Here is a 20,772-nt window from a genome sequence, read left to right as displayed (position 1 = left end):
AACTTTCCTTGAAATTTTTTATTATACAAAGTCTAAATGAAGAAGCGCTTCTTCTTGACTAAATTCATAAGTGTAGCGACCGGATAAACCGGCAAGCTCACCTGATGCTTGAAATAGTTCACCTGGGCAGTCTAAAAGACCCTGTGTAAACGTCCCTTTTTCGCAAGCAGTAAAGGTGCCTTTTTTTCCTAAATAAGTTCCTTCGAAATGTAGGAAACCGACCACTTGAGCCACAGCTTCAAGCCCATCAGCCATTGAAGAGCCTTGATAAGTCATTAAGTATTCCACAGAAGCTGTCCCAGATAAGGCGCCTGACAATTGATAAGTAGCGGTCGCTTGATTCACTGGGAAATTTTCATTAAGATTGTCAATCGGTTGTTCTTGCCAACTAGATACAGTAAATGCTGCTTGCTCCATTGCTGTCACTTCTTTCTTATTAATAAGAATAGGGTAGCGGGAAGCGCACTATTTGTCAACAATCCACCACTTTAACTCTTCATTTTTTGCACAAAAGAATGTAACGCTAAGCGGTTGATGTGATAAGCAGTTCCTTGTTTTTGAATAAAGCCGCGCTCTCGAAATTGTTTGAAGGTATAAATAAGATGGCGATAACTAACCCCTAAGTATTCGGCAATCTCAGTATGTTTTTCTTTATAAACATCTTCGTGATTAGCAGCAACCAATAGCAATTCCGCTAGCCGATAACTTAGTTCATAGGTCTGATTCGTTGTAAAGTGGTCCACCCGTTGGAGCATTTTTTTCCCTAGATAATGGCTGAGTTGCTGCATAAAAAGCACCTTGTTTTTTAAAACAGTTTCTGCGTAAGCTAAAGGTACAGCCAAACAACAGGTTTCACCTAAGGCGATAACGTCCTTGGTTATCGTTTCCGCTTGAACTAATGTTAAATCGCCAATTAAATCACCTGTCGTTAAAAACTGAACAATGGATTGGCGGCCATTGCGTTCTGTTTTTAAAATTTTCGCTTTTCCTTTGATTAAATAAAAAAGATAATTTAATGGCTCTGCTTGGTGATGAATGAATTCTTGATTTTCAAAATCGATAATAAAACTGTGTTTTAAATCAGTTTCATTAAAAAAAGGCGTATTTTTAGCTAATTCTTGTTTCGGTGATCGTTGGTAGGCTGTTTTAAGCATTTTTTCTCCTTATAATAGGAGATATCTCCTATTTGTTTCTTCTATTGTAGCACATAATAGACGTATCAAGAGTAGAGGAGTTTTTATAATGTGGAAGAAAAAAATTGTACTATCGTTTCTTTTTTATTTAATTAGTGCATTGGGCATCAGTTTGACAATTCAAGCAGGCATCGGGGTTAGCAGTTTTAATGCGTTTAATGTGACCTTTGCAACACTTACTCATTTAAAAGTCGGAACTGTTACCACAGCTATTAATTTCGCTTTTTTAGGCACGTGTTGGTTGTTAGATCAGCAGCGTAAAATTCAGGACTATTTGATTATTTTGGTGGCGTTAATTGGCTTTGGTTTTGTCATTAATTTTTTCTTATATCAATTATTTGGTTCGCTTGTTTTTCAAAATTATTTGGTTAAAATTGTTCTATTTATTTTAGGGACAATCATAGCAGGAATTGGGACAGGACAGGTAGTTGCACTAGGTGTTTTGCAATTTCCCATTGAAAAATTTTGTACACTTATTTCTGAAAGAACGCGCTATAGTTTTCAGGTTTATCGTTATTTAGTTGATATTTTTTGTGTCAGTTTAGCACTAGGATTGTCCATTAGTTATCATTTGCCGATTTTTGTTCGTGAAGGAACCGTGATTAGTCTTTTCTTACTTTCTTGGGTTATTAGTTGGTCGAGAAAGCGGGGACAACAGCGTATTTTACGAATACAAATCAAGAAACTGGAATCCGAATGAAAGGATTTCAGTTTTTTTCAAATGAGCAGAACTTTTATTTGAAAAAAAGAGTGGAAAACGGTATACTAATTAAGTAATTATTCATAACATTGGTTCTCCAATCAATGTTAAATAGTTTTTTCATGAGGGAGTAACTGACAGTATTTATGCTGTGACAACATCACCAACTCCGAAAGCAATTTCTGGTGTTGTCTTAAACGGTGAGACTTATGTATGTTCGACGAAGTAGCATACACAAGTCTATTTTTTTTCATTTATTTTTGATGAAATGTAAAATAGTACTTGAAGGATGCTGCAAAAAATAGAGGAGGAAGAACATGTCAGAAGAAAAGAAAACACAATTGTCTGAAGCATTTTACGCACAAGACGACACAGTTGTTTTGGAGAAAATGAACACAACAACTGATGGATTAAGTGCACAGGAGGCTCAAAAGCGTTTAGAAACGTACGGGGAAAATGTGCTAGATGAAGGGAAGAAAAAATCACTTGCCGTGAAATTCTTTGAGCAATTCAAAGATTTTATGATTATTGTTTTATTAGCGGCAGCGGTCATTTCAGCCGTCTTTTCCCATGATGTGGTAGACTCGATTATCATCTTAGTGGTTGTTATCTTGAACGCCATCTTTGGGGTCATCCAAGAAGCTAAAGCGGAACAAGCCATTGAAGCATTAAAAGAAATGTCTTCACCAAATGCGAATGTTCGCCGTGATGGACACGTCATTACTGTTAAAAGTGATGAATTAGTGCCAGGTGACATTGTTTTATTAGAAGCAGGGGATGTCGTTCCAGCCGATTTACGTTTATTGGAAGCGAATAGCTTAAAAATTGAAGAAGCAGCGTTAACCGGTGAATCTGTTCCAGTTGAAAAAGAAGTAACCATCTTAGAGGGTACCGATATTGGTATCGGTGACCGAATCAATATGGCTTATTCCAATAGTAATGTGACGTATGGACGTGGTCTTGGCGTTGTGGTTGGCACAGGAATGAATACAGAAGTCGGTAAAATTGCTGGCATGCTAGCAAGCGAACAAGAAACGGAAACGCCTTTAAAACAAAACTTAAACCAATTGGGTAAAATGTTAACAATTGCCATTCTAGTTATTGCAGCGGTGATGTTTGTGGTAGGAATGATGAATGGTCGTTCATGGATTGACATGTTATTAACGTCAATTTCGTTAGCTGTAGCGGCAATTCCAGAAGGATTACCAGCGATTGTCACGATTATTTTGGCTTTAGGGACCCAAAAAATGGCCAAGAAAAATGCGATTGTCCGTAAGTTACCAGCCGTTGAAACATTAGGAAGTACAGATATTATCTGTTCAGATAAAACAGGTACACTAACCTTAAATCAAATGACCGTTGAAGCGTTGTATACAGATGGTCAAGTTTTATCTGCTTCCACAGAAATCCCTACCGATAATATGGCTTTAAAAATCATGAACTTTACGAATGATACAAAAATCGCTCAAGATGGTTCATTAATTGGTGACCCAACAGAAACTGCCTTAGTACAATTTGGTTTAGATCATGCGTTTAACGTAACCGAAAAAGTAGCAGCTGAACCTCGTGTGGCAGAGATTCCTTTTGACTCTGATCGTAAATTAATGACTACTGTTCATGAATTAAAAACAGGTGGCTTCCTAGTTTCTGTCAAAGGTGCACCAGATGAATTATTGAAACGTTGTACGGAAATCTTATCAAATGGAGAAACAAGTCCATTAGATGAAACAAAACGTCAAGAAATTTTGAAAACCAACACCTCATTAGCGAAACAAGCCTTACGTGTTTTAGGAATGGCTTATAAATATGTTGAGACGATTCCAGCCGAAATGAGTTCTGAACTTGTGGAAAAAGATTTAACATTTGCTGGTTTAGTCGGTATGATTGACCCAGAAAGAAAAGAAGCTGCAGATGCTGTAAAAGTCGCGAAAGAAGCGGGTATTCGTCCAATTATGATTACGGGTGACCACCGTGATACAGCAGAAGCAATTGCGGCACGTTTAGGCATCATCAAAGAAGGCGACGACGATGCAGTCATTACAGGCGCTGAATTAAATGAATTGTCAGATGAAAAATTCGCACAAGTCGTGGGACACTACTCTGTCTATGCTCGTGTTTCACCAGAACACAAGGTTCGGATTGTTAAAGCGTGGCAACAAGAAGGAAAAGTGGTTGCGATGACTGGTGATGGCGTAAATGATGCCCCAGCCTTAAAAGCTGCTGACATCGGCATTGGTATGGGGATTACCGGAACAGAAGTATCAAAAGGTGCTTCAGATATGGTCCTTGCCGATGATAACTTTTCAACAATTATTGTGGCAGTAGAAGAAGGACGTAAAGTTTTCTCAAATATCCAAAAAACGATTCAATATTTACTTTCAGCTAACTTAGGGGAAGTATTAACCTTGTTTATTGCAACAATGCTCAATTGGGATACCTTGTTACCTGTTCACTTATTGTGGATTAACTTAGTAACGGATACTTTCCCAGCGATTGCGTTAGGTGTGGAACCAGCAGAACGTGATGTGATGAGCCATGAACCTCGTGGTAAAAAATCGAACTTCTTCTCTGGCGGCGTTTTAAGCAGTGTTGTTTACCAAGGGATTACGCAAGGGGCATTGACTTTGATTGTGTACAAAATGTCAATTATGTTCCCAGCACATACCGCAGCTAACACAAACTTATCGGCGCAAGCGTTGTATGATTTACAACACGGCGATGCTTTAACCATGGCCTTCGCTACTTTGGGATTAATTCAATTGTTCCATGCCTTTAATGTGAAGTCGATTTATCAATCAATTTTCAAAGTTGGCTTATTCCGCAACAAATCATTTAACTATGGGATTCTTGTTTCGTTCTTGCTATTAGCTGCAACGATTGTTATTCCAGGATTTAATGATTTATTCAGCGTTACACATTTAGATGCATATCAATGGGCAATTGTAGCAGGTACTTCTTTTGCTATCATCCCAATTGTGGAAATTGTGAAGTTCTTCCAACGTAAAGCAGGTAAAGGTGCTTAATAAATAAGAAAAGAAAATTGGCTGGTACTTAAACCAGTCAATTTTTCTTTATGTAAGGAGTGAAAGGGCTTGAAACGGAAAATTATTTTCGAAACACAACGACTTATTGTCAGAGAATGGCAGTCGGAAGATGAAGTGGAATTGAAAAAATTTTTGCAAGATGAAAATGTGATGTATGCCTATGAACACGCTTTTTCTGATGAAGAGGTTGCAAACTGGCTAAAGTGGAACTTACAGTCCTATCAAGAATACGGCTACGGCTTATGGGCGTTAGAGAAGAAGCGAACAGGCGAAGTCATCGGCGAGTGTGGTCTCACCAATCAATTAGTAAAAGGTAAGAGCTATCCAGAAATTGGTTATCATTTATGTGTGAAAGAATGGCACAAAGGGTATGCGATTGAAGCTGCCGCAGCGGCAAAACAGTACGCATTCGATGTATTAAATTTTCCAGAAGTTATTTCAACGATTCGTGATACGAACTTAGCCTCTATGAATGTCGCTATTCGAAACCAGATGCTTGTTAGGGATCGATACATTAAAACATACCGTGGCAAAACGATGCCTCACTATGTTTTCTCTGTTAAAAATCAAAAGAATGAAGACTGAAAAAGTGCCACTTGTCAGATGGAATAGAAAAAGTGTAAAATGGAGTGAAAGAGAAAAGGGAAAAGAGGGATGGTTATGAGACCAAATTTAGGATTTTACGTTCAAACAATTAATGATATCGTTAAAACAACAGAAGACATTGGCGAAGTCATGAATCCATATTACGAAGAAGTTCGTCAAGCGATCGATAAGAATAAAGTGAATGATTTAACAGCCGAACGAATTGCAGAAATTCAAGCAAAATTTAAAGAAGGTACTGAAAAATATGAATTAATGCTCAAAAAAGTCGGAACATTAAAACCAACACCACAAGTACTTGGCATTCACAAAAAATTTCAACATGCTTATACAGAATATGTAGCAGGATGCAATGAAATGATTTTAGCAACAGATCCAGAAACAGGCATTGATGCAGATTTATTTAACGCTTCAGAAGAAAAGCAAGACCAAGCAACGGATGAATTAACCTTTGCCATTACGCGAATGAGCAACATTCTTTTGAAAAAATAAAAAACTAATAAAAATAACTAACGAATTTAATATTTTTTTCATGTCTTTTTTATGGACAAAAGAGAAAGTGTATTGTATTATTAATTCATACCAACAACAACCTTTTTATTTTTCATTTTACTCTTATTGAGTAAATACTCCTTTTCCATCGGCAAAACTGCCGGTGGTTTTTTTGTTATTTTTTTTATTTTGATAATAAAACAACCTTTGATTTTATTAAAATCAAAGGTTGTTTTAGCTTGTTAATTTTCAACATTTCGCACATAATCATCAAAGTATTGAATTAACTCTTTCTTGATTTGTTGATAATCTGCTTCAGAATAGTTCTTTTCTTCTAGCGTACCATTAAAAAATGGCAAATTTAGTTCTTCTTTTAAACGTTCAATCACTTCTTCTTGCTTCATAAGGACCCCTTCTCAACGAATTGTTCTCTTCTATTATAGAACATTGTAGTCATCCGTCAATTGTTCAAAGGCAATTTTCATTTCCTCTAGACGTTCATTCAATTGATTGGTTTCATCTTCTTCATTGAAAAAATGTTGTTTTAATTCAAAATAAAAATTTTCGAAGGCTTGGAAAAAAGGCTCAGACTTGTTGTTTTCAAGAGCAGGAACACTTGTGTAGAGAACACGAGCGCTATGGTAGTAAGTGAAAACCTCGTTAATATTTAATAAAATACGCGCTTCTTCTGGGCGTGGTCGACTTGTAACTAAGTCATGTAAAGATAAACTTTTTGTATGGGTTTCAGATAAATAAAATAAAAATAGTTCCAATTGCTCTTTCGTTGCAGACATGAAAACTCCTCCTCAAACAGTAGTAACATTTATTATAAATGAAAATGAAAGTGCTTGAAAAGCAATGCGCTCAGCAAAAATAATTATTTTAAGGGAAAACTATAGTTGTTGCTTTAGCATTCTTTTTAATCATGATAAACTGAGAGAAGTATAATAGGTCCTGACAGAGGAGGAAACAAATGAAAATTGTGATTATTGGTGCATCATTCGCAGGTATTTCCGCAGCAATTGCTTCAAGGAAAAAATATCCCCAAGCAGAAATTTCTTTAATTGACAAACAAGCAACAGTGGGGTATTTATCTGGTGGCTTAAGTGCGTATTTTAATCATACCATCAATGAATTACACGAAGCACGTTACATAACGGAAGAGGAATTACGTCGTCAAAAGATTCAGTTGCTTTTAAATAGAGAAGTCGTGGCAATGGATGTTGAGAACCAACTGATTGCTTGGGCGCAAAAGGAAGAACAACAGTGGTATTCTTATGATAAATTGATTTTAGCGACAGGCGCGAGCCAATTTTCCACGCAAATTCGTGGTAGTCAAACAGAAAAATTACTCAAATATAAATTTTTATCAGGTGCTTTAGCGGCTGTTCCATTACTGGAAAAGAGCCAGACAGTAGCCGTCATTGGTGCAGGACCCATTGGAATGGAAGCTATTGATTTTCTTGTGAAAATGAAGAAAACGGTCCATGTCTTTGAAAGTTTAGAAAATCTATTGCCTAAATATTTTGATAAAGAAATGGTTGCAGATGTTCAAAAATCTTTGGAAAAACAAGCAGTAATTTTCCATTTTGAAGAAACGGTCCTAGGAATTGAAGAAACAGCAAATGGTATTGTTCTTGAAACAAGCGAACAGAAAATTTCTTGTGACAGTGGGATTTTTGCTTTAAACTTACATCCTCAATTAGCCTATTTGGATAAAAAAATTCAACGAAATCTGGATCAGACAATCGCGGTGGATGCTTATTTACAAACTTCAGTGCCAAATGTTTTTGCCATCGGAGATTGCATTTCAGTTATGAATGAACCAGTCGCGGAAACTTTTTATGCTCCGTTAGTGAACAATGCGGTACGAACTGGCTTAGTAGTCGCCAACAATTTAGAAGAAAAAACACACCGATTCATTGGCTCTTTGCGAACAATGGGAACAAAAGTGGGGGACTATTACCTTGCTAGTACAGGTCTAACCGAAACGGAAGGTTTATTTTTTCCGCAAACACTTGCTTCCGTAATTGTTAGACAGCCAGCGCCGCCTCTACAACATGGGACAGAAATTTTAGGCAAATTAATCTATGATAAAGTGACACAACGGGTCCTTGGGGCACAGCTTTGTTCAAAAAACAATTGTTTAGAAAAAATAAATACGTTAGCATTAAGTATCCAAACAGGTCAGACACTGACAGACCTATTACAAAAAGATTATTTTTATCAACCTTCCTTAACCAATATTTATGATATTACAAATTTGATGGGTGCTTCGGCTTATTGGAGAGAGAACGATGAAAGTTGAGACGTTATTGGAAAAGAAAGCGATGCGACAATTATTAACGGTGCAACAAACCATCTTAGCAGGCGGTACCTGCTCAGTCTCTGATTTAACAGCATTTTTAGCGGTCACAAAAGCCTCCTTTGAAAAAGACTTAGAGGATTTACATTATTTTTTGAAACCTTTTGGACAGGATTGTCAGCTTACTTATGATGGCCAACAGCTATCAATCACCTTATCGGATTTTTTTTCGTTGAATCATTTAATTGAAGCATTTGTAAAAGAGTCTCTTAAATTTCAACTTTTAGATTATTTATATCGTAATAAAGAGTTTTCTATTGTTCAATTAACGACTAAATTTATGATTAGTGAGTCTTCTTTATTTCGAAAGATTAAGGAACTCAATCAATTGTTAGCCGCCTTTGATTTGCAAATAAAAAATGGACAACTACAGGGAGAAGAATTGCAGATTCGTTACTTTTACTTTCAGTTGTATTGGTATATTACTCCCTATGAAACACACCAGAAAAAAACGATGTCCCCGTTAAATAAACGGATAATTGAAGGGATTGAAACTGGCTTAGGTTTTACTTTTAATGAACATAATGCGTTAAAAGTTAGCCTTTGGTTGAGTATTACGAAAAAGCGCCTAGCGGTTACTTCAAAAAAATATCAACAATTGAGAAAGAAAATGATTGATTTTAAAGAAGATCCGTTATTTAAGCAAGTTCGACAATTGTTTTTCCGTTTTTCTAGTCGCTATTCATTAGAATTAGACGAAGGAGAAAGCATGATTCATTTTGTTTTTCTAATCACAATGTCGGTCTTACCAGAATCAGCTTTTGATGAATATTCCTTAATTCGGGGACGTCGTTCCGCTGTTTCTTTAGCTGATACGTTTATCTTGGAAAATGTGGTCTTGTATTATCGGCCCCATAAATTTGAACCTACTCTTGAGAAAACCATGGCTTACTATTTTTCACAAATTCATGGAAAACTCTATTTTTTTAAAGGAGAATTGGAAGTTTTTGATCGGGCCCATATCTGGGAAAAAGAACAGCAATTATCTAGTCGGGAATTAGCTTCTTTTTCAACAACGTTATTAGAAAAAGCTTTAGCTTGTTTTGATGAAACGTATCAACCAGGAGATAGTTTGCATGAACTTTCTCTGGTCAAATATTTAAGCGTGTTGGCATTAATTGAATTTAAAATGATTGGTGAAATAAAAATTGGAATTCATTTAGCAATGGATGCTCTTTATCAAGCGGCGTTAACACAAGTATTAATGCTTAGTCTTAAAAATATGAATGGCACGCTGGTGGAGAGGTATCAGCCTGAACAAACATATGATTTAATTGTGACCAATTATCAGCAAACGAGCTATCAAGGAACACCGGAAGTCTATGTTTTGTCAGAATTAAGTTCGACCTATGATGTGCAACAATTAAAAAAGAAAATACGCACCTTGCGGGAGAAATAAACAAAAGGTTGGTGTGACGGAAATTGTCTGATCCTCGCACCAGCCTTTTTACAACTAAAAGTCGAAAATTAGGCTTTTTTAAACAAAAATGTTTCTTTTTATTGAAAAATTAGAGATAATAAAAGTATTATTGAAAGCGTTATCTTTGTTGGTTTTAGTAGAAATCCTTTCAATTTTTTTAAAATAAAAAAAGTTTTTGACATGTTTAGTTATTCTTTTGTTTGTAAGATAGGGACATAAAGAAAACGATTTCAAAAACGTTTAGGAGGAATTATCATGGCAGAAGAAAAATACATTATGGCGATTGATCAAGGAACGACTAGTTCTCGTGCAATTATTTTTGATAAAAAAGGAAACAAAATTGGTAGTTCACAAAAGGAATTTACTCAATATTTTCCTAATGCAGGTTGGGTGGAACATAATGCCAATGAAATTTGGAATTCTGTTCAATCCGTTATTGCAGGTTCTTTAATTGAGTCAGGAGTGAAACCTACAGATATTGCTGGAATTGGGATTACAAACCAACGGGAAACAACCGTTGTTTGGGACAAAGCAACTGGGTTACCCATTTATAACGCAATTGTTTGGCAATCACGCCAAACGACACCTATTGCCGATCAACTAAAAGAAGATGGCTACAGCGAAATGATTCATGAAAAAACTGGGTTAATCATTGATGCTTATTTCTCAGCAACGAAGGTTCGTTGGATCTTAGATCACGTAGAAGGTGCGCAAGAACGTGCAGAAAATGGAGAATTGATGTTTGGAACAATTGACACTTGGCTCGTTTGGAAATTAACGGGAGATACTCATGTCACTGATTATTCAAATGCAAGTCGGACGATGTTGTTTAATATCCATGATTTAGATTGGGATCAAGAAATTTTGGATCTTTTAAATATCCCACGAGTGATGTTACCGAAAGTCGTTTCGAACTCTGAAGTGTATGGACTAACAAAAAATTACCATTTTTACGGAAGTGAAGTTCCTATCGCTGGGATGGCTGGTGACCAACAAGCCGCCTTATTTGGTCAAATGGCCTTTGAACCTGGGATGGTTAAAAATACCTATGGAACAGGCTCATTTATTGTCATGAACACTGGCGAAGAACCTCAACTTTCTAAAAATAATCTGCTTACCACTATTGGCTATGGCATTAACGGCAAAGTATATTATGCCTTGGAAGGAAGTATCTTCGTGGCTGGTTCAGCGATTCAATGGTTACGAGATGGCTTAAAAATGTTGCAAACGGCTGCGGAATCTGAAGCAGTAGCCAAAGCGTCAACAGGGCACAATGAAGTTTATGTGGTTCCTGCATTCACTGGTTTGGGTGCACCATATTGGGATTCACAAGCGCGTGGGGCTGTCTTTGGATTGACACGCGGTACCACGAGAGAAGATTTTGTCAAAGCGACACTTCAAGCAGTTGCGTATCAAGTTCGTGACATTATTGACACGATGAAAGAAGATACAGGCATAGACATTCCTGTCTTAAAAGTAGACGGTGGAGCAGCAAACAATGATTTCTTGATGCAATTCCAAGCAGATATTTTAAACACTGCTGTTCAAAGAGCCCATAACTTAGAAACAACGGCCTTAGGCGCAGCTTTCTTGGCGGGCTTAGCGGTTGGCTTCTGGAAAGACTTAGAAGAAATCAAAGCATTCCAAGAAGAAGGACAACAATTTGAACCCATTATGGCGGAAGAAGAACGAGAAGATTTATATGAAGGTTGGCAACAAGCAGTAGCAGCTACCCAACAATTCAAACGTAAAAATAAGTAAATGGAAAAGGGGAATTTTCTATGACTTTCTCAATAGAAACACGCCGACAATCAATCGACGCTTTAAAAACACAACACTTAGATGTCTTAATTATTGGTGGTGGCATTACTGGCGCAGGCGTTGCCCTGCAAGCCAGTGCCGCTAAAATGAAGACAGGGTTAATTGAAATGCAGGATTTCGCAGAGGGCACCTCTTCACGATCAACCAAATTAGTTCATGGTGGTATCCGCTATTTGAAAACGTTTGACGTGGAGGTGGTAGCAGATACAGTGAAAGAACGAGCCGTCGTTCAATCCATTGCGCCACACATCCCTAAAGCGGATCCCATGTTATTGCCGATTTATGATGAGCCAAATGCAACATTTAATCTATTTTCTGTCAAAATAGCAATGGATTTATATGATCAGTTAGCTGATGTAACAGGTACCAAGTACGCCAACTATCTGTTAACAAAAGACGAGGTTTTGGCACGTGAGCCACAACTAAAAAGTGAAGGTCTACAAGGTGGCGGTGTTTATTTAGATTACCGAAATAATGATGCTCGTTTAGTTATTGAAAATATTAAACAAGCAGTAGCTGACGGGGCACATGCTGTGAGTCGGGTTCAAGCGGTGGGCTTTTTATACAATGATGAAGGTAAAATTACTGGCATTCAAGCAAAGGACCTACTAACTGACGAACAGTTTGAGATTCACGCAGATGTTGTGATTAATACTACTGGTCCTTGGTCAGATAAATTAAGAGGCTTAGACAAAAACGATTCATTTACACCACAAATGCGTCCAACCAAAGGGGTTCATTTAGTTGTCGACAAAAGCCGTTTAAATGTTCCTCAACCAACGTATTTTGATACAGGTAAACAAGATGGCCGCATGGTCTTCGTTGTTCCAAGAGAAGAAAAAACATATTTTGGGACGACGGATACAGATTACCATGGAGACTTTCAACATCCAACAGTAGAACAAAGTGATGTGGATTACCTATTGGAAGTAGTCAATAATCGTTATCCAGAGGTACAATTGACAATTGATGATATTGAAGCCAGCTGGGCTGGCTTACGACCTTTAATTTCTGCTAACGGTGGCTCAGATTATAACGGGGGAAACAATGGCAAACTTTCAGATAAAAGTATTGATGAAGTCATTGATGTCGTTGACAGATACCAAAAAAACCAAACAGATAAACGAGAAATTGAAGAAGTCCTAAACCATCTGGAAGACAGTTTGGTGGAAAATAAAGTCAATCCTTCAGCTGTCTCTCGAGGCAGCTCATTGGAAAGATCAGCGGATGGCTTGCTCACTTTGGCTGGTGGGAAATTAACAGATTATCGTAAAATGGCAGAAGGTGCGATGAAAATGATTCAAACCATCTTAGCAGAAGAATACCAGAAAGAATTCACCTTAATAGATTCTAAAAACTATCCAGTTTCAGGCGGAAAATTGAACCCTGCAACGGTAGACGAAGAATTAGAAGCGTTGGCAAAACATGGCGTGTCTAAAGGGTTAAGTGAAAAGGATGCATTATACTTAGCTCATTTATATGGCTCCAACGTACCAACTGTTTTTGAAATGATTGATGATGCCAAAGTAATTCCTGGTTTAACCTTAACAGAAACTGTCTCTTTAAACTATGCGATGGAAGAAGAAATGGCTTTAACACCCGTCGATTTTTTATTGCGACGGACCAACCACTTATTATTTATGCGTGATCGTTTGGACCAAGTGAAAGCGGGAGTCATTGAAGAAATGGCACAGCATTATCAATGGACAGCGGAAGAAAGAGCACGACACATTGAAACATTAGAAAAAGTAATTGAAGAATCAGATTTAAAAAATTTGAAAGTAGGGTGAAGAAAAAATGGGAACTTCGATGATGACACAATTATTCGGTGAATTTTTCGGAACGATGATTTTAGTTTTACTAGGGGATGGCGTCTGTGCCGCAGTTAACTTGAAGAAAAGCAAAGCCTTTGCTTCTGGTTGGGTCGTTATTGCTTTAGGTTGGGGCGCTGCTGTTACATTAGCTGTTTACATGTCTGGGTATATGAGTCCAGCGCATTTAAATCCTGCTGTAACAGTTGCGATGGCAATTACTGGAAACTTTGAATGGGGCATGGTTTTACCTTATATCGTAGCTCAAGTCCTAGGCGGTTTTATTGGTGGTTTAGTTGTCTGGTTAGCTTATTTACCCCATTGGAACATTACAGAAGACAAAGGTGCTATTTTAGGAACCTTCGCCACTGGTCCAGCTGTCCGTAACTATCCAGCCAATGTTTTAACAGAAATTATCGGCACATTTGTCTTGGTTTTTGGCTTACTAGCCTTTTCTCAAAACGACTTAGCGGCTGGCATTAACCCAATGCTTGTTGGGATTTTGGTCTTAGGACTAGGTCTATCATTAGGCGGACCTACAGGTTATGCAATTAACCCTGCACGTGATTTAGGACCTCGTTTAGCGCACCAAATTATTCCTGTGAAAACAAAAGGTGATTCTGATTGGGCTTATTCTTGGGTGCCAATTGTGGGACCTATCTTAGGTGCTTCATTAGCTGCAGTAATTTATTTATTCACTATTTAATAAAATGAAATGTAAATAGTTGTTTTAGACAATAAAAAACGCTTGTGAGAAGTAATCAATTCTTGCAAGTGTTTTTTGCTACATATTAAACAAAAAAAGATTTCGTTAGACATTTAGACAATTTGTCCAAATGCGGAACAGAACAATTTTTCTATATGATACAATAAAAGTGCACAAGTAATTGGGGGAGTAACACTTCATACTTATTTGTCAATTTTAAGCTGGACAGTGTGTTATTCAGTAATATATACTAATTTAAAAAGGAGTAAATGATTTGAAAGGGATAATGGTTTTGTTAGTGGGGACTGGGTACATTGGTTGGGTTATTTATAGAAATGGTCGTATGTATTTCCGTTATAAAAAAAATCTAAAAAAATATCAAACGACGCACCATCTAACGGACAGTGACCTAGAGATGTACCAAAGAATTATGGACGAATTAAAAAAACAAATTATTTATTTAAACGAACTAACGAATAAGTCACGAAATTTAAAAAAAATTGAACAAGTAGAACTGGGTGTTGCTTCCGCTAAAGGCATCTTTAAACACTTAGTGAAGTATCCTGAAGCAATTACTCATTTTAGTGATTTTTTATATCATAAGGTACCAGAGATTTTACGAGCATCAGAACGGTTTTTAAGCATTAAAGAAGATAAATTGTCAACAGAAGAAATAACACTTGCAACTAATGGTATCTTAAGTACCATACGAGTGTTGTCGGAAAGTATCACAGATGATTATGAAAGATTAGTCTCCGAAGCATCTGAGGAAATTTCCTTATCAAAAAAATTAGTGGAGAGAAAAAATGGCTAAACAAAAGAATTTTTATGATACATATGATGCACTTTTTCAAAAGCCAAAATGGTCGTTTTTTCCTGTCACAAGAACAGACACAGTAAAGCAACTTCCTAACCCCAATAAAAAAGTGGTAAAACCACAGACGAAAAAAAAGAAAAAACAAAAAAAGAACAAAAAAATTATTTGGATAGGCATTGCTGTAGCAATTGGCTTTATAGTATATATTGATCTTGCGGAGAAAGATGATTATTGGGATTACTCCGCTTCATCAGAAGATGTTTATCCTTTAAAAGAAGCTGGACTTACCACAACTGGACCTGTTGATTTAGAAAAACCACTAAAAGTCACAATAGAACAAAATAAACTTTTATTTAATCAAGGCTACCAAATAGAAATTATCGGCGATGCCGATATTGAAACCAGTGGCGGAAAGAACTTTTTAATTTTACCTTCTACAGAGGAGTATCCAGATACAAAATATCTAGGCAATATCAGTTTTTATGAAAAAAGAGACTATTATACATCGGCAGGTATGTACCTTTCTGGCAATCTTGTCAACAGTCTTTCTGATTATTTGGATACAAGTAAAGAGTTTATCAAAGCATATCCAATTGATAAAATTGCTGATGTACAAACCGGCTATATTTTAAAACGGAATCAAGGATATACAGACATCTCAAAATATTATCTCTTTAAAGATGGAACAGGATTTGAATTAGAAGTCTCTGTTGACCAATTGGAAAAGGTCAAAGATCCCAAAGACTATTCTTCTTTTGTAAAAACATACGCAAAAGAAGTCGCTTTTATAGAAAAAAGTTTTAAATTTGAGTCTACTGATGAGGAATCTCGATAGAGAAAATAGTTTTCAGCTTCAAGTAGCGCCTAGCAATACCTTTGTTGAAAAAATGTAAGAGCCTGAGACAAAAAACACTTTGGATCTTCGTCTCAGGCTTAAAAACTGATCAGCGGTGGAAGCGTAGCACTTTAAGGACTGAAGTACGACGTGTACCCACTTACTAGATTGTCTTTGAAGGTAACGTAGAAAAGAACAGCAATATACAAGTGACCTACAAACTATTTTCTGTCAGACTAAAACTGGCAGAAGTGGTTTGTAGGTCGCTTGTTTTCATTATGGCTGGTGAGACAGGTTGGCGCTTGATGTTTGTTTTAATATTGCAAATCAAAAATGGCGATACTTATTTTACTGAAAATTAGTTCCCAATCTTCTCGGGTTAATTCTTCTTCTAAAATGTAAATTCGGTCTATTTCTTTTGGTAAATCAAATAAGGGATAGTCAGTAATCACAATATCACAACTAGAAAAATCGGTTCGTTCAAAAATAATATCCTCACTAAATGCTTGCTTGATTTTCATCATAATAAAGCTAGCAATGTAAAAATCGCGAGAATATGCAACACCAATTTTAATTTTTTTGCGGGGACTATAGTGCTTATAAATTCGTAACAACAATTCACATGTCCAAATTGGGTTCTCCTGATCCTTAAATCTTAACTGATAAGGGGAATGCGCTGAAAAGTTTTGATAAAAAGCATAAATTTTTTTCTGTAAATCTTTTTGATAAGTACTATTTTTATTGACTAAAAAATCTAGAATCGCGGTATTTGGTTGCTGTGAAATAAATAATTGGTTATAGATAATATTTTTAAATAAAATAAGTAAGAAGTAATGACGATCAAATTCACGCATTTTTGGAATTTGAAAAACTTCGCAAAAATTGGTTAATAAAGAATCAACGTAGAAATATTCTGGGCAAGAAATTTCATTTAGAGCAGTCAGTAAATCTTTGGCTCGTTTTGCTGAATCAAAATTATCAATGGCAATGGGTGCAATGATATCTACAACCCGCTGTTGATCTTCTGAAAAATTTGATTGGGAACAAAAAATAGTTTGTTTTGAGTCTGAGAAAAGCCTTAAATAAGGATGTTCTTCAAATTCTTTTTGGAGATCATCTTCACAAGTATATGGAAAGCGATATTTTGCGATGTGTAAAAGTAAATTTAATTTTAGTAGAGAAGCGTGTTCCAAGCGTTCAAGAATTTCTGGTTTAATATGTTGCGTCAGTATATCTTCAAAATAAGTAGAGGTATAACGTGGTAAGGCTAAGGTATTTAAAAAGATGGTCCAGTAGACATCAAGAAAAGCATATAGGACTTGAAATTCAGAACCTGTAATCACTTTACTCGCGAAGGGGGAAAAATGGACGGAAATTCCATACAAACCAAATAGTTTATTAATGTTATTTAACCGTTTGTAAATGTAAGATGAGCTAAAATTAGTTTCTTGACTCACTTTCCAGACAGAATTGTTTTCTTTTTTGATAATTGCTTGAAAAAGAATGAAGTCAGTAGAATGGACACAGTAATAATTAAATAATAAAAAATAGTGGGAAAGAAAATCATTGGAAGTCGTATGTAATGAAATTTTTCCGTGATGGATCTGAATCTCTAAGGTATTTTCAGGAAGGGTTGCTAAGTCTTCTTGAATTTCACGAAGATAAATTGATAAATTTTTAGTAGAAAGATCGAATTTTCGGGCAACACTAGATAAATCAAGGTTCGTTTGTTTTGCTAAGTATAAAAAGACAGCCAATTTTTTTTGTGTTTTCTTTGAAAGTAAAAATGTTTTTATGGCATCTTGTGTTTTGATGAGACTCACTCCTTAGTAATAACTTCTCTTTTATTATAATAGTTCGCCTAATAAATTGTAATAAAAAAGAACAATTCTCATTGGTTTATGAGAAAATAACAAGATATTCAGCAGGAAAACACCTGTGTCAGTCGACACAGGTGTTACGATGAGCAAAAAGAGCGGGTTCTTTTTTTATCAAATAATTTTCCAAAGTGACGTGGTCAACTAAAGAATCAATCACCCCTTCTTTAGAAACTGAAAATCCTGCAGCCTGAATTGCTATCTGAATGGCTGCTTCAGTCGGATAACCTTTCGAAAGATAGGAGGCGAGCGCGCTGATAAAGCTGTCACTGGCACCAGTACTATCCACAGCTATATTTTCTGTTCCAGGGAAATAGTGGCACACTTGGGGTGTTTTTAATAACACGCCTTTTTTTCCTAAAGTAACAATGACATTTTTTACGCCCATTTCTAAGAAGTACGCCGCTTTCTCTTCTAATGTACCAGTATCTGGTTGAAGTTCCAATAATTCATCTTCATTGGGAATGAAAAAATCAACCTTTTCTAGTATATTCACTGGAATATGATGAATAGCAGCTGGTTTTAAAATAATCGGTACGCCTGAATGTTGGGCAATTTCACAAGCTTTCTCTACAGCAGACAAAGGAATTTCTGTTTGAATGAGACAAAAACTGGCATCCATAAATAGGTGTTTTTGCTGTGCGATTTTTTTAGGCGTAAGCGCTGTGTTTGCACCAGGTAAGATTGAAATCATGGAGTCGCCGCTTGTCTCAACATAAATATATGCTTGACCAGTCTCAGTATCTTGAATACGTGTGATACCATCTGTCGTAACGTGGTATTTTTCTAATTCTTTATATAAGTAATTCGCATCTGTGTCTGAGCCTAAACAACCAATTAAAGTGGCCTGATGGCCCAGTTTGGTTAAGCCAACAGCTTGATTTAATCCTTTTCCGCCGGGGAATTTAGCATAGCTAGACAAAAAATTTGTTTTACCATTATGTGGTAAATTTGTTGAATACAGATAATTATCAACGTTTAAACTACCCACTACAATCATTTTGCTATGTGGATTAACACTAGACATGCCTAATGTATTTTTGTGATCTAGCACCAATTTTTCAGTCTCATTAATCAAGGCTGTTTTTTCTTTGCGTTTGTTAAGCAATGATAAGGCTAACTGGCTGCCAAACGTCTCTGTATCTAATAAGACGGAAGAAATATGATCAGGTAAAAATGAACGATCAATTTTTCGCTTAATTGCGAGTAAAGAGTAATTATCGGGGGTTCGCAAACCGCTCTGCTTTAAAAGCTGTTCCAAAAAAACAGCCTGGGTATAGTCATCGGTAAGGATACCCGTAATCCCATCTGTGATAAGCTGATTACTGAAATCAGCAGGGATAGTGGTCAAAATATTTTCTTTATTAAAGGGTAAATTGACATCAAACAAGGCTTTTTTATAGCCTGCAATAATTGCTTCTTTATATTTTTGGTTAGTGACGAAATAACTAATTTTTTTATGGTTATTCTGTAATAATTCTTGGGTTAAAACATAACTAGCTTCTTCATAAAGCCCCGCTAGAGAAGGCAATTCGTTAGTTGAGTGATTGACGAAATAGTAAGGAATCGTTAATTCTTCTATAAATTTCGCGTATTGTTTACTGTTTTCATTGATTGGGTCCCAAATAATGCCACTGGCTTGTTTTAAAGTTGGCGAGGTAATATTTTTCAGTTCTTGTTCTAAACTACCGTGACTATTTAAAATCAAGCAGTTATAGCCATTTTCTTGAGCTTTATCAATAAAGCTCGTAACCCAAGCCTCAAAAGTTTCATGGCTATTTAATAATAACACGAAGGTTTTTGTAGTACTATTTGTGACGAGATTTGCTGAGTAAGGTGTGTAGTTGTAATCTCGAACGATTTTTAAGACACGCTCACGGGTTTCTTTACTAATAGTTTGATCTTTATTATTTATAATTTTGGATACAGTTGAAGCGGAAACGCCAGCTAATTTTGCAATATCTTTAATATTCATCATTTTCGTCCTTTCACTGAACTCTTTTTTATAGTAAGCATTCTAAAAGCAGAAAGTCAAGAAAAAGCCTAATTATTTATTATTTAGAAATTCTGCTTGACTTTTAATGAAAGCGCTGTTAATCTCAAGTTAAGAAAACGTTTCCGGAAATGTTTTTCCTAAATGTGAATGGAGGAAGAAAAATGGATACAAAGAAAAGACCGATCATTATTGATACGGACCCAGGAATTGATGATGCTGTAGCTTTAGCGATTGCACTGAATCATCCTAACCTAGAAGTTCGCTTAATAACGACGGTTGCAGGGAATGTAGATGTAGAAAAAACAACAAATAATGCCTTGAAACTTGTCGATTTTTTTGGGAAAAAGGTTCCTGTAGCCAAGGGGTGTAATTGTCCGTTACTTATTCAATTGGAAGATTCTGCTGAGATTCATGGGGAGACTGGCATGGATGGCTTTGAGTTTCCGCAACCTATCTCTACGTGTTTAGATATTCATGCAGTGGAAGCTATGCGAAAAGAAATTCTGTCTAGTGATGTTCCTTTGACCATTGTTCCAATTGCTGCATTAACGAATATTGCTTTGTTACTGACCCTCTATCCAGAAGTCAAAGAAAATATTGCAGAAATCGTCATGATGGGTGGCTCATTAGCAAGGGGAAATACAAATACAAGTGCCGAATTTAATACGTATGTCGATCCACACGCTGCACAAATTGTTTTCCAATCAGGTGTCCCGCTAACAATGGTAGGATTAGATGTTACAAGTCAAGCTGTGTTAACGAATCATGAAGTAACAGCCATCAGAGCGCTTGGTAGAGTTGGGGAAATGTTTTATGGTCTTTTCCGTCATTATAGAGGCGGCAGTTTAACTACAGGTTTGAAAATGCATGATGTCTGTGCGATTGCCTATTTAACTTCACCAGAATTATTTGAGACAACTGAAACGTTCATTGAAGTTGCTTTGGAAGGTCCAGCTGCGGGAGCTACTGTTGCGGATTTAAAAATGAAGTATCATAAAAACACGAATGCCGTTGCCTGTATAGATGTAAACGTTGAAGCTTTTCAAAAATGGGTTGTTGAAAAAATGAAAGCGGTTAATTAACTGAAGGAGG

18 protein-coding genes are annotated in these 20,772 nt (G+C 36.4%); 12 read left to right on the top strand and 6 right to left on the bottom strand.

Annotation, left to right across the window (positions count from 1 at the left end):
• Positions 1-21 precede the first annotated feature (21 nt).
• Positions 22-417, bottom strand: coding sequence for a DUF3224 domain-containing protein (locus tag IGK03_RS08305; RefSeq protein WP_104802070.1), 396 nt, complete (start codon positions 415-417; stop codon positions 22-24).
• 71 nt (positions 418-488) lie between these two features.
• Complete coding sequence (gene yeiL / locus IGK03_RS08300) at positions 489-1,154, bottom strand: transcriptional regulator YeiL (protein ID WP_002362037.1); 666 nt, start codon at positions 1,152-1,154, stop codon at positions 489-491.
• An 88-nt stretch (positions 1,155-1,242) separates the two neighbouring features.
• Here yeiL and IGK03_RS08295 point away from each other — a divergent pair, with 88 nt between their 5' ends.
• The 4 genes from IGK03_RS08295 to IGK03_RS08280 all read left to right on the top strand — a co-directional run bounded on the left by IGK03_RS08295 (position 1,243) and on the right by IGK03_RS08280 (position 6,032).
• Positions 1,243-1,893, top strand: a complete 651-nt coding sequence (locus IGK03_RS08295) for a YczE/YyaS/YitT family protein (RefSeq protein WP_002366868.1) — start codon at positions 1,243-1,245, stop codon at positions 1,891-1,893.
• A 317-nt stretch (positions 1,894-2,210) separates the two neighbouring features.
• A complete protein-coding gene (locus IGK03_RS08290; protein ID WP_010707395.1) occupies positions 2,211-4,916 on the top strand; it encodes a cation-translocating P-type ATPase in 2,706 nt (901 codons plus the stop codon).
• 69 nt (positions 4,917-4,985) lie between these two features.
• Complete coding sequence (locus IGK03_RS08285; RefSeq protein ID WP_002364151.1) at positions 4,986-5,522, top strand: GNAT family N-acetyltransferase; 537 nt, start codon at positions 4,986-4,988, stop codon at positions 5,520-5,522.
• A gap of 69 nt (positions 5,523-5,591) precedes the next feature.
• Entirely contained in the window at positions 5,592-6,032 is a 441-nt protein-coding gene (locus tag IGK03_RS08280) for a hypothetical protein (protein WP_002385841.1), read from the top strand.
• Between the two features lie 242 nt (positions 6,033-6,274).
• Here the strand turns inward: IGK03_RS08280 and IGK03_RS08275 are convergent, their stop codons facing one another.
• Together IGK03_RS08275 and IGK03_RS08270 are read right to left on the bottom strand one after the other, a co-directional pair.
• Positions 6,275-6,436, bottom strand: a complete 162-nt coding sequence (locus IGK03_RS08275) for a hypothetical protein (RefSeq protein ID WP_002357133.1) — start codon at positions 6,434-6,436, stop codon at positions 6,275-6,277.
• Positions 6,437-6,469: 33 nt separating this feature from the next.
• Positions 6,470-6,826 carry a hypothetical protein gene (locus tag IGK03_RS08270; protein ID WP_002357135.1) on the bottom strand — a complete coding sequence of 119 codons (357 nt, stop codon included), beginning with the start codon at positions 6,824-6,826 and terminating at the stop codon, positions 6,470-6,472.
• Between the two features lie 179 nt (positions 6,827-7,005).
• Here IGK03_RS08270 and IGK03_RS08265 point away from each other — a divergent pair, with 179 nt between their 5' ends.
• The 7 genes from IGK03_RS08265 to IGK03_RS08235 all read left to right on the top strand — a co-directional run bounded on the left by IGK03_RS08265 (position 7,006) and on the right by IGK03_RS08235 (position 15,807).
• Entirely contained in the window at positions 7,006-8,340 is a 1,335-nt protein-coding gene (locus IGK03_RS08265) for an FAD-dependent oxidoreductase (protein ID WP_002374545.1), read from the top strand.
• Positions 8,330-9,796, top strand: coding sequence for a helix-turn-helix domain-containing protein (locus tag IGK03_RS08260; protein WP_002385844.1), 1,467 nt, complete (start codon positions 8,330-8,332; stop codon positions 9,794-9,796). The genes IGK03_RS08265 and IGK03_RS08260 overlap by 11 nt, the downstream gene beginning before the upstream one ends.
• Before the next feature lie 276 nt (positions 9,797-10,072).
• Complete coding sequence (glpK, locus tag IGK03_RS08255) at positions 10,073-11,578, top strand: glycerol kinase GlpK (RefSeq protein WP_002357138.1); 1,506 nt, start codon at positions 10,073-10,075, stop codon at positions 11,576-11,578.
• Positions 11,579-11,598: 20 nt separating this feature from the next.
• Positions 11,599-13,428 carry a type 1 glycerol-3-phosphate oxidase gene (gene glpO / locus IGK03_RS08250; protein ID WP_002379559.1) on the top strand — a complete coding sequence of 610 codons (1,830 nt, stop codon included), beginning with the start codon at positions 11,599-11,601 and terminating at the stop codon, positions 13,426-13,428.
• Positions 13,429-13,435: 7 nt separating this feature from the next.
• Positions 13,436-14,155 carry an MIP/aquaporin family protein gene (locus tag IGK03_RS08245; RefSeq protein ID WP_002357140.1) on the top strand — a complete coding sequence of 240 codons (720 nt, stop codon included), beginning with the start codon at positions 13,436-13,438 and terminating at the stop codon, positions 14,153-14,155.
• 286 nt (positions 14,156-14,441) lie between these two features.
• Positions 14,442-14,969, top strand: a complete 528-nt coding sequence (locus tag IGK03_RS08240; RefSeq protein ID WP_016616926.1) for a 5-bromo-4-chloroindolyl phosphate hydrolysis family protein — start codon at positions 14,442-14,444, stop codon at positions 14,967-14,969.
• Entirely contained in the window at positions 14,962-15,807 is an 846-nt protein-coding gene (locus IGK03_RS08235) for a hypothetical protein (RefSeq protein ID WP_002365799.1), read from the top strand. Before IGK03_RS08240 ends, IGK03_RS08235 begins: the two co-directional genes overlap by 8 nt.
• Positions 15,808-16,121: 314 nt before the next feature.
• Here IGK03_RS08235 and IGK03_RS08230 read toward each other — a convergent pair whose 3' ends face one another.
• Both IGK03_RS08230 and IGK03_RS08225 read right to left on the bottom strand, forming a co-directional pair.
• On the bottom strand, positions 16,122-17,630 hold the full coding sequence (locus IGK03_RS08230; RefSeq protein WP_430605036.1) for a helix-turn-helix domain-containing protein: 1,509 nt from the start codon (positions 17,628-17,630) through the stop codon (positions 16,122-16,124).
• Positions 17,631-17,748: 118 nt separating this feature from the next.
• Positions 17,749-19,662 (bottom strand): PfkB family carbohydrate kinase, encoded by a 1,914-nt coding sequence (locus tag IGK03_RS08225; protein WP_430602224.1) that lies wholly within the window; start codon positions 19,660-19,662, stop codon positions 17,749-17,751.
• A 146-nt stretch (positions 19,663-19,808) separates the two neighbouring features.
• On the opposite strand from IGK03_RS08225, the gene rihC reads away from it, so the two are divergent.
• The gene (gene rihC / locus IGK03_RS08220) at positions 19,809-20,762 is read left to right on the top strand and encodes a ribonucleoside hydrolase RihC (protein WP_002383111.1); all 954 of its coding nucleotides are present in this window, start codon (positions 19,809-19,811) and stop codon (positions 20,760-20,762) included.
• Positions 20,763-20,772 lie beyond the last annotated feature (10 nt).

Source organism: Enterococcus sp. DIV2453a (assembly GCF_050533535.1).
Lineage (GTDB): Bacteria > Bacillota > Bacilli > Lactobacillales > Enterococcaceae > Enterococcus > Enterococcus faecalis.
The sequence above is the reverse complement of the archived record's forward strand: the minus strand, read 5'-3'. Positions and strand labels throughout refer to the sequence as shown.

What these genes read in the sequence shown, in the direction of transcription:
- IGK03_RS08305 (WP_104802070.1), bottom strand. Translation starts at nt 417, where the DNA reads ATGGAGCAAGCAGCATTTACTGTATCTAGTTGGCAAGAACAACCGATT.
- IGK03_RS08240 (WP_016616926.1), top strand. Translation starts at nt 14,442, where the DNA reads ATGGTTTTGTTAGTGGGGACTGGGTACATTGGTTGGGTTATTTATAGA.
- IGK03_RS08260 (WP_002385844.1), top strand. Translation starts at nt 8,330, where the DNA reads ATGAAAGTTGAGACGTTATTGGAAAAGAAAGCGATGCGACAATTATTA.
- glpO (WP_002379559.1), top strand. Translation starts at nt 11,599, where the DNA reads ATGACTTTCTCAATAGAAACACGCCGACAATCAATCGACGCTTTAAAA.
- IGK03_RS08290 (WP_010707395.1), top strand. Translation starts at nt 2,211, where the DNA reads ATGTCAGAAGAAAAGAAAACACAATTGTCTGAAGCATTTTACGCACAA.
- IGK03_RS08275 (WP_002357133.1), bottom strand. Translation starts at nt 6,436, where the DNA reads ATGAAGCAAGAAGAAGTGATTGAACGTTTAAAAGAAGAACTAAATTTG.
- IGK03_RS08295 (WP_002366868.1), top strand. Translation starts at nt 1,243, where the DNA reads ATGTGGAAGAAAAAAATTGTACTATCGTTTCTTTTTTATTTAATTAGT.
- IGK03_RS08270 (WP_002357135.1), bottom strand. Translation starts at nt 6,826, where the DNA reads ATGTCTGCAACGAAAGAGCAATTGGAACTATTTTTATTTTATTTATCT.
- IGK03_RS08265 (WP_002374545.1), top strand. Translation starts at nt 7,006, where the DNA reads ATGAAAATTGTGATTATTGGTGCATCATTCGCAGGTATTTCCGCAGCA.
- rihC (WP_002383111.1), top strand. Translation starts at nt 19,809, where the DNA reads ATGTTTTTCCTAAATGTGAATGGAGGAAGAAAAATGGATACAAAGAAA.
- IGK03_RS08245 (WP_002357140.1), top strand. Translation starts at nt 13,436, where the DNA reads ATGGGAACTTCGATGATGACACAATTATTCGGTGAATTTTTCGGAACG.
- IGK03_RS08280 (WP_002385841.1), top strand. Translation starts at nt 5,592, where the DNA reads ATGGTTATGAGACCAAATTTAGGATTTTACGTTCAAACAATTAATGAT.
- IGK03_RS08235 (WP_002365799.1), top strand. Translation starts at nt 14,962, where the DNA reads ATGGCTAAACAAAAGAATTTTTATGATACATATGATGCACTTTTTCAA.
- IGK03_RS08225 (WP_430602224.1), bottom strand. Translation starts at nt 19,662, where the DNA reads ATGATGAATATTAAAGATATTGCAAAATTAGCTGGCGTTTCCGCTTCA.
- glpK (WP_002357138.1), top strand. Translation starts at nt 10,073, where the DNA reads ATGGCAGAAGAAAAATACATTATGGCGATTGATCAAGGAACGACTAGT.
- yeiL (WP_002362037.1), bottom strand. Translation starts at nt 1,154, where the DNA reads ATGCTTAAAACAGCCTACCAACGATCACCGAAACAAGAATTAGCTAAA.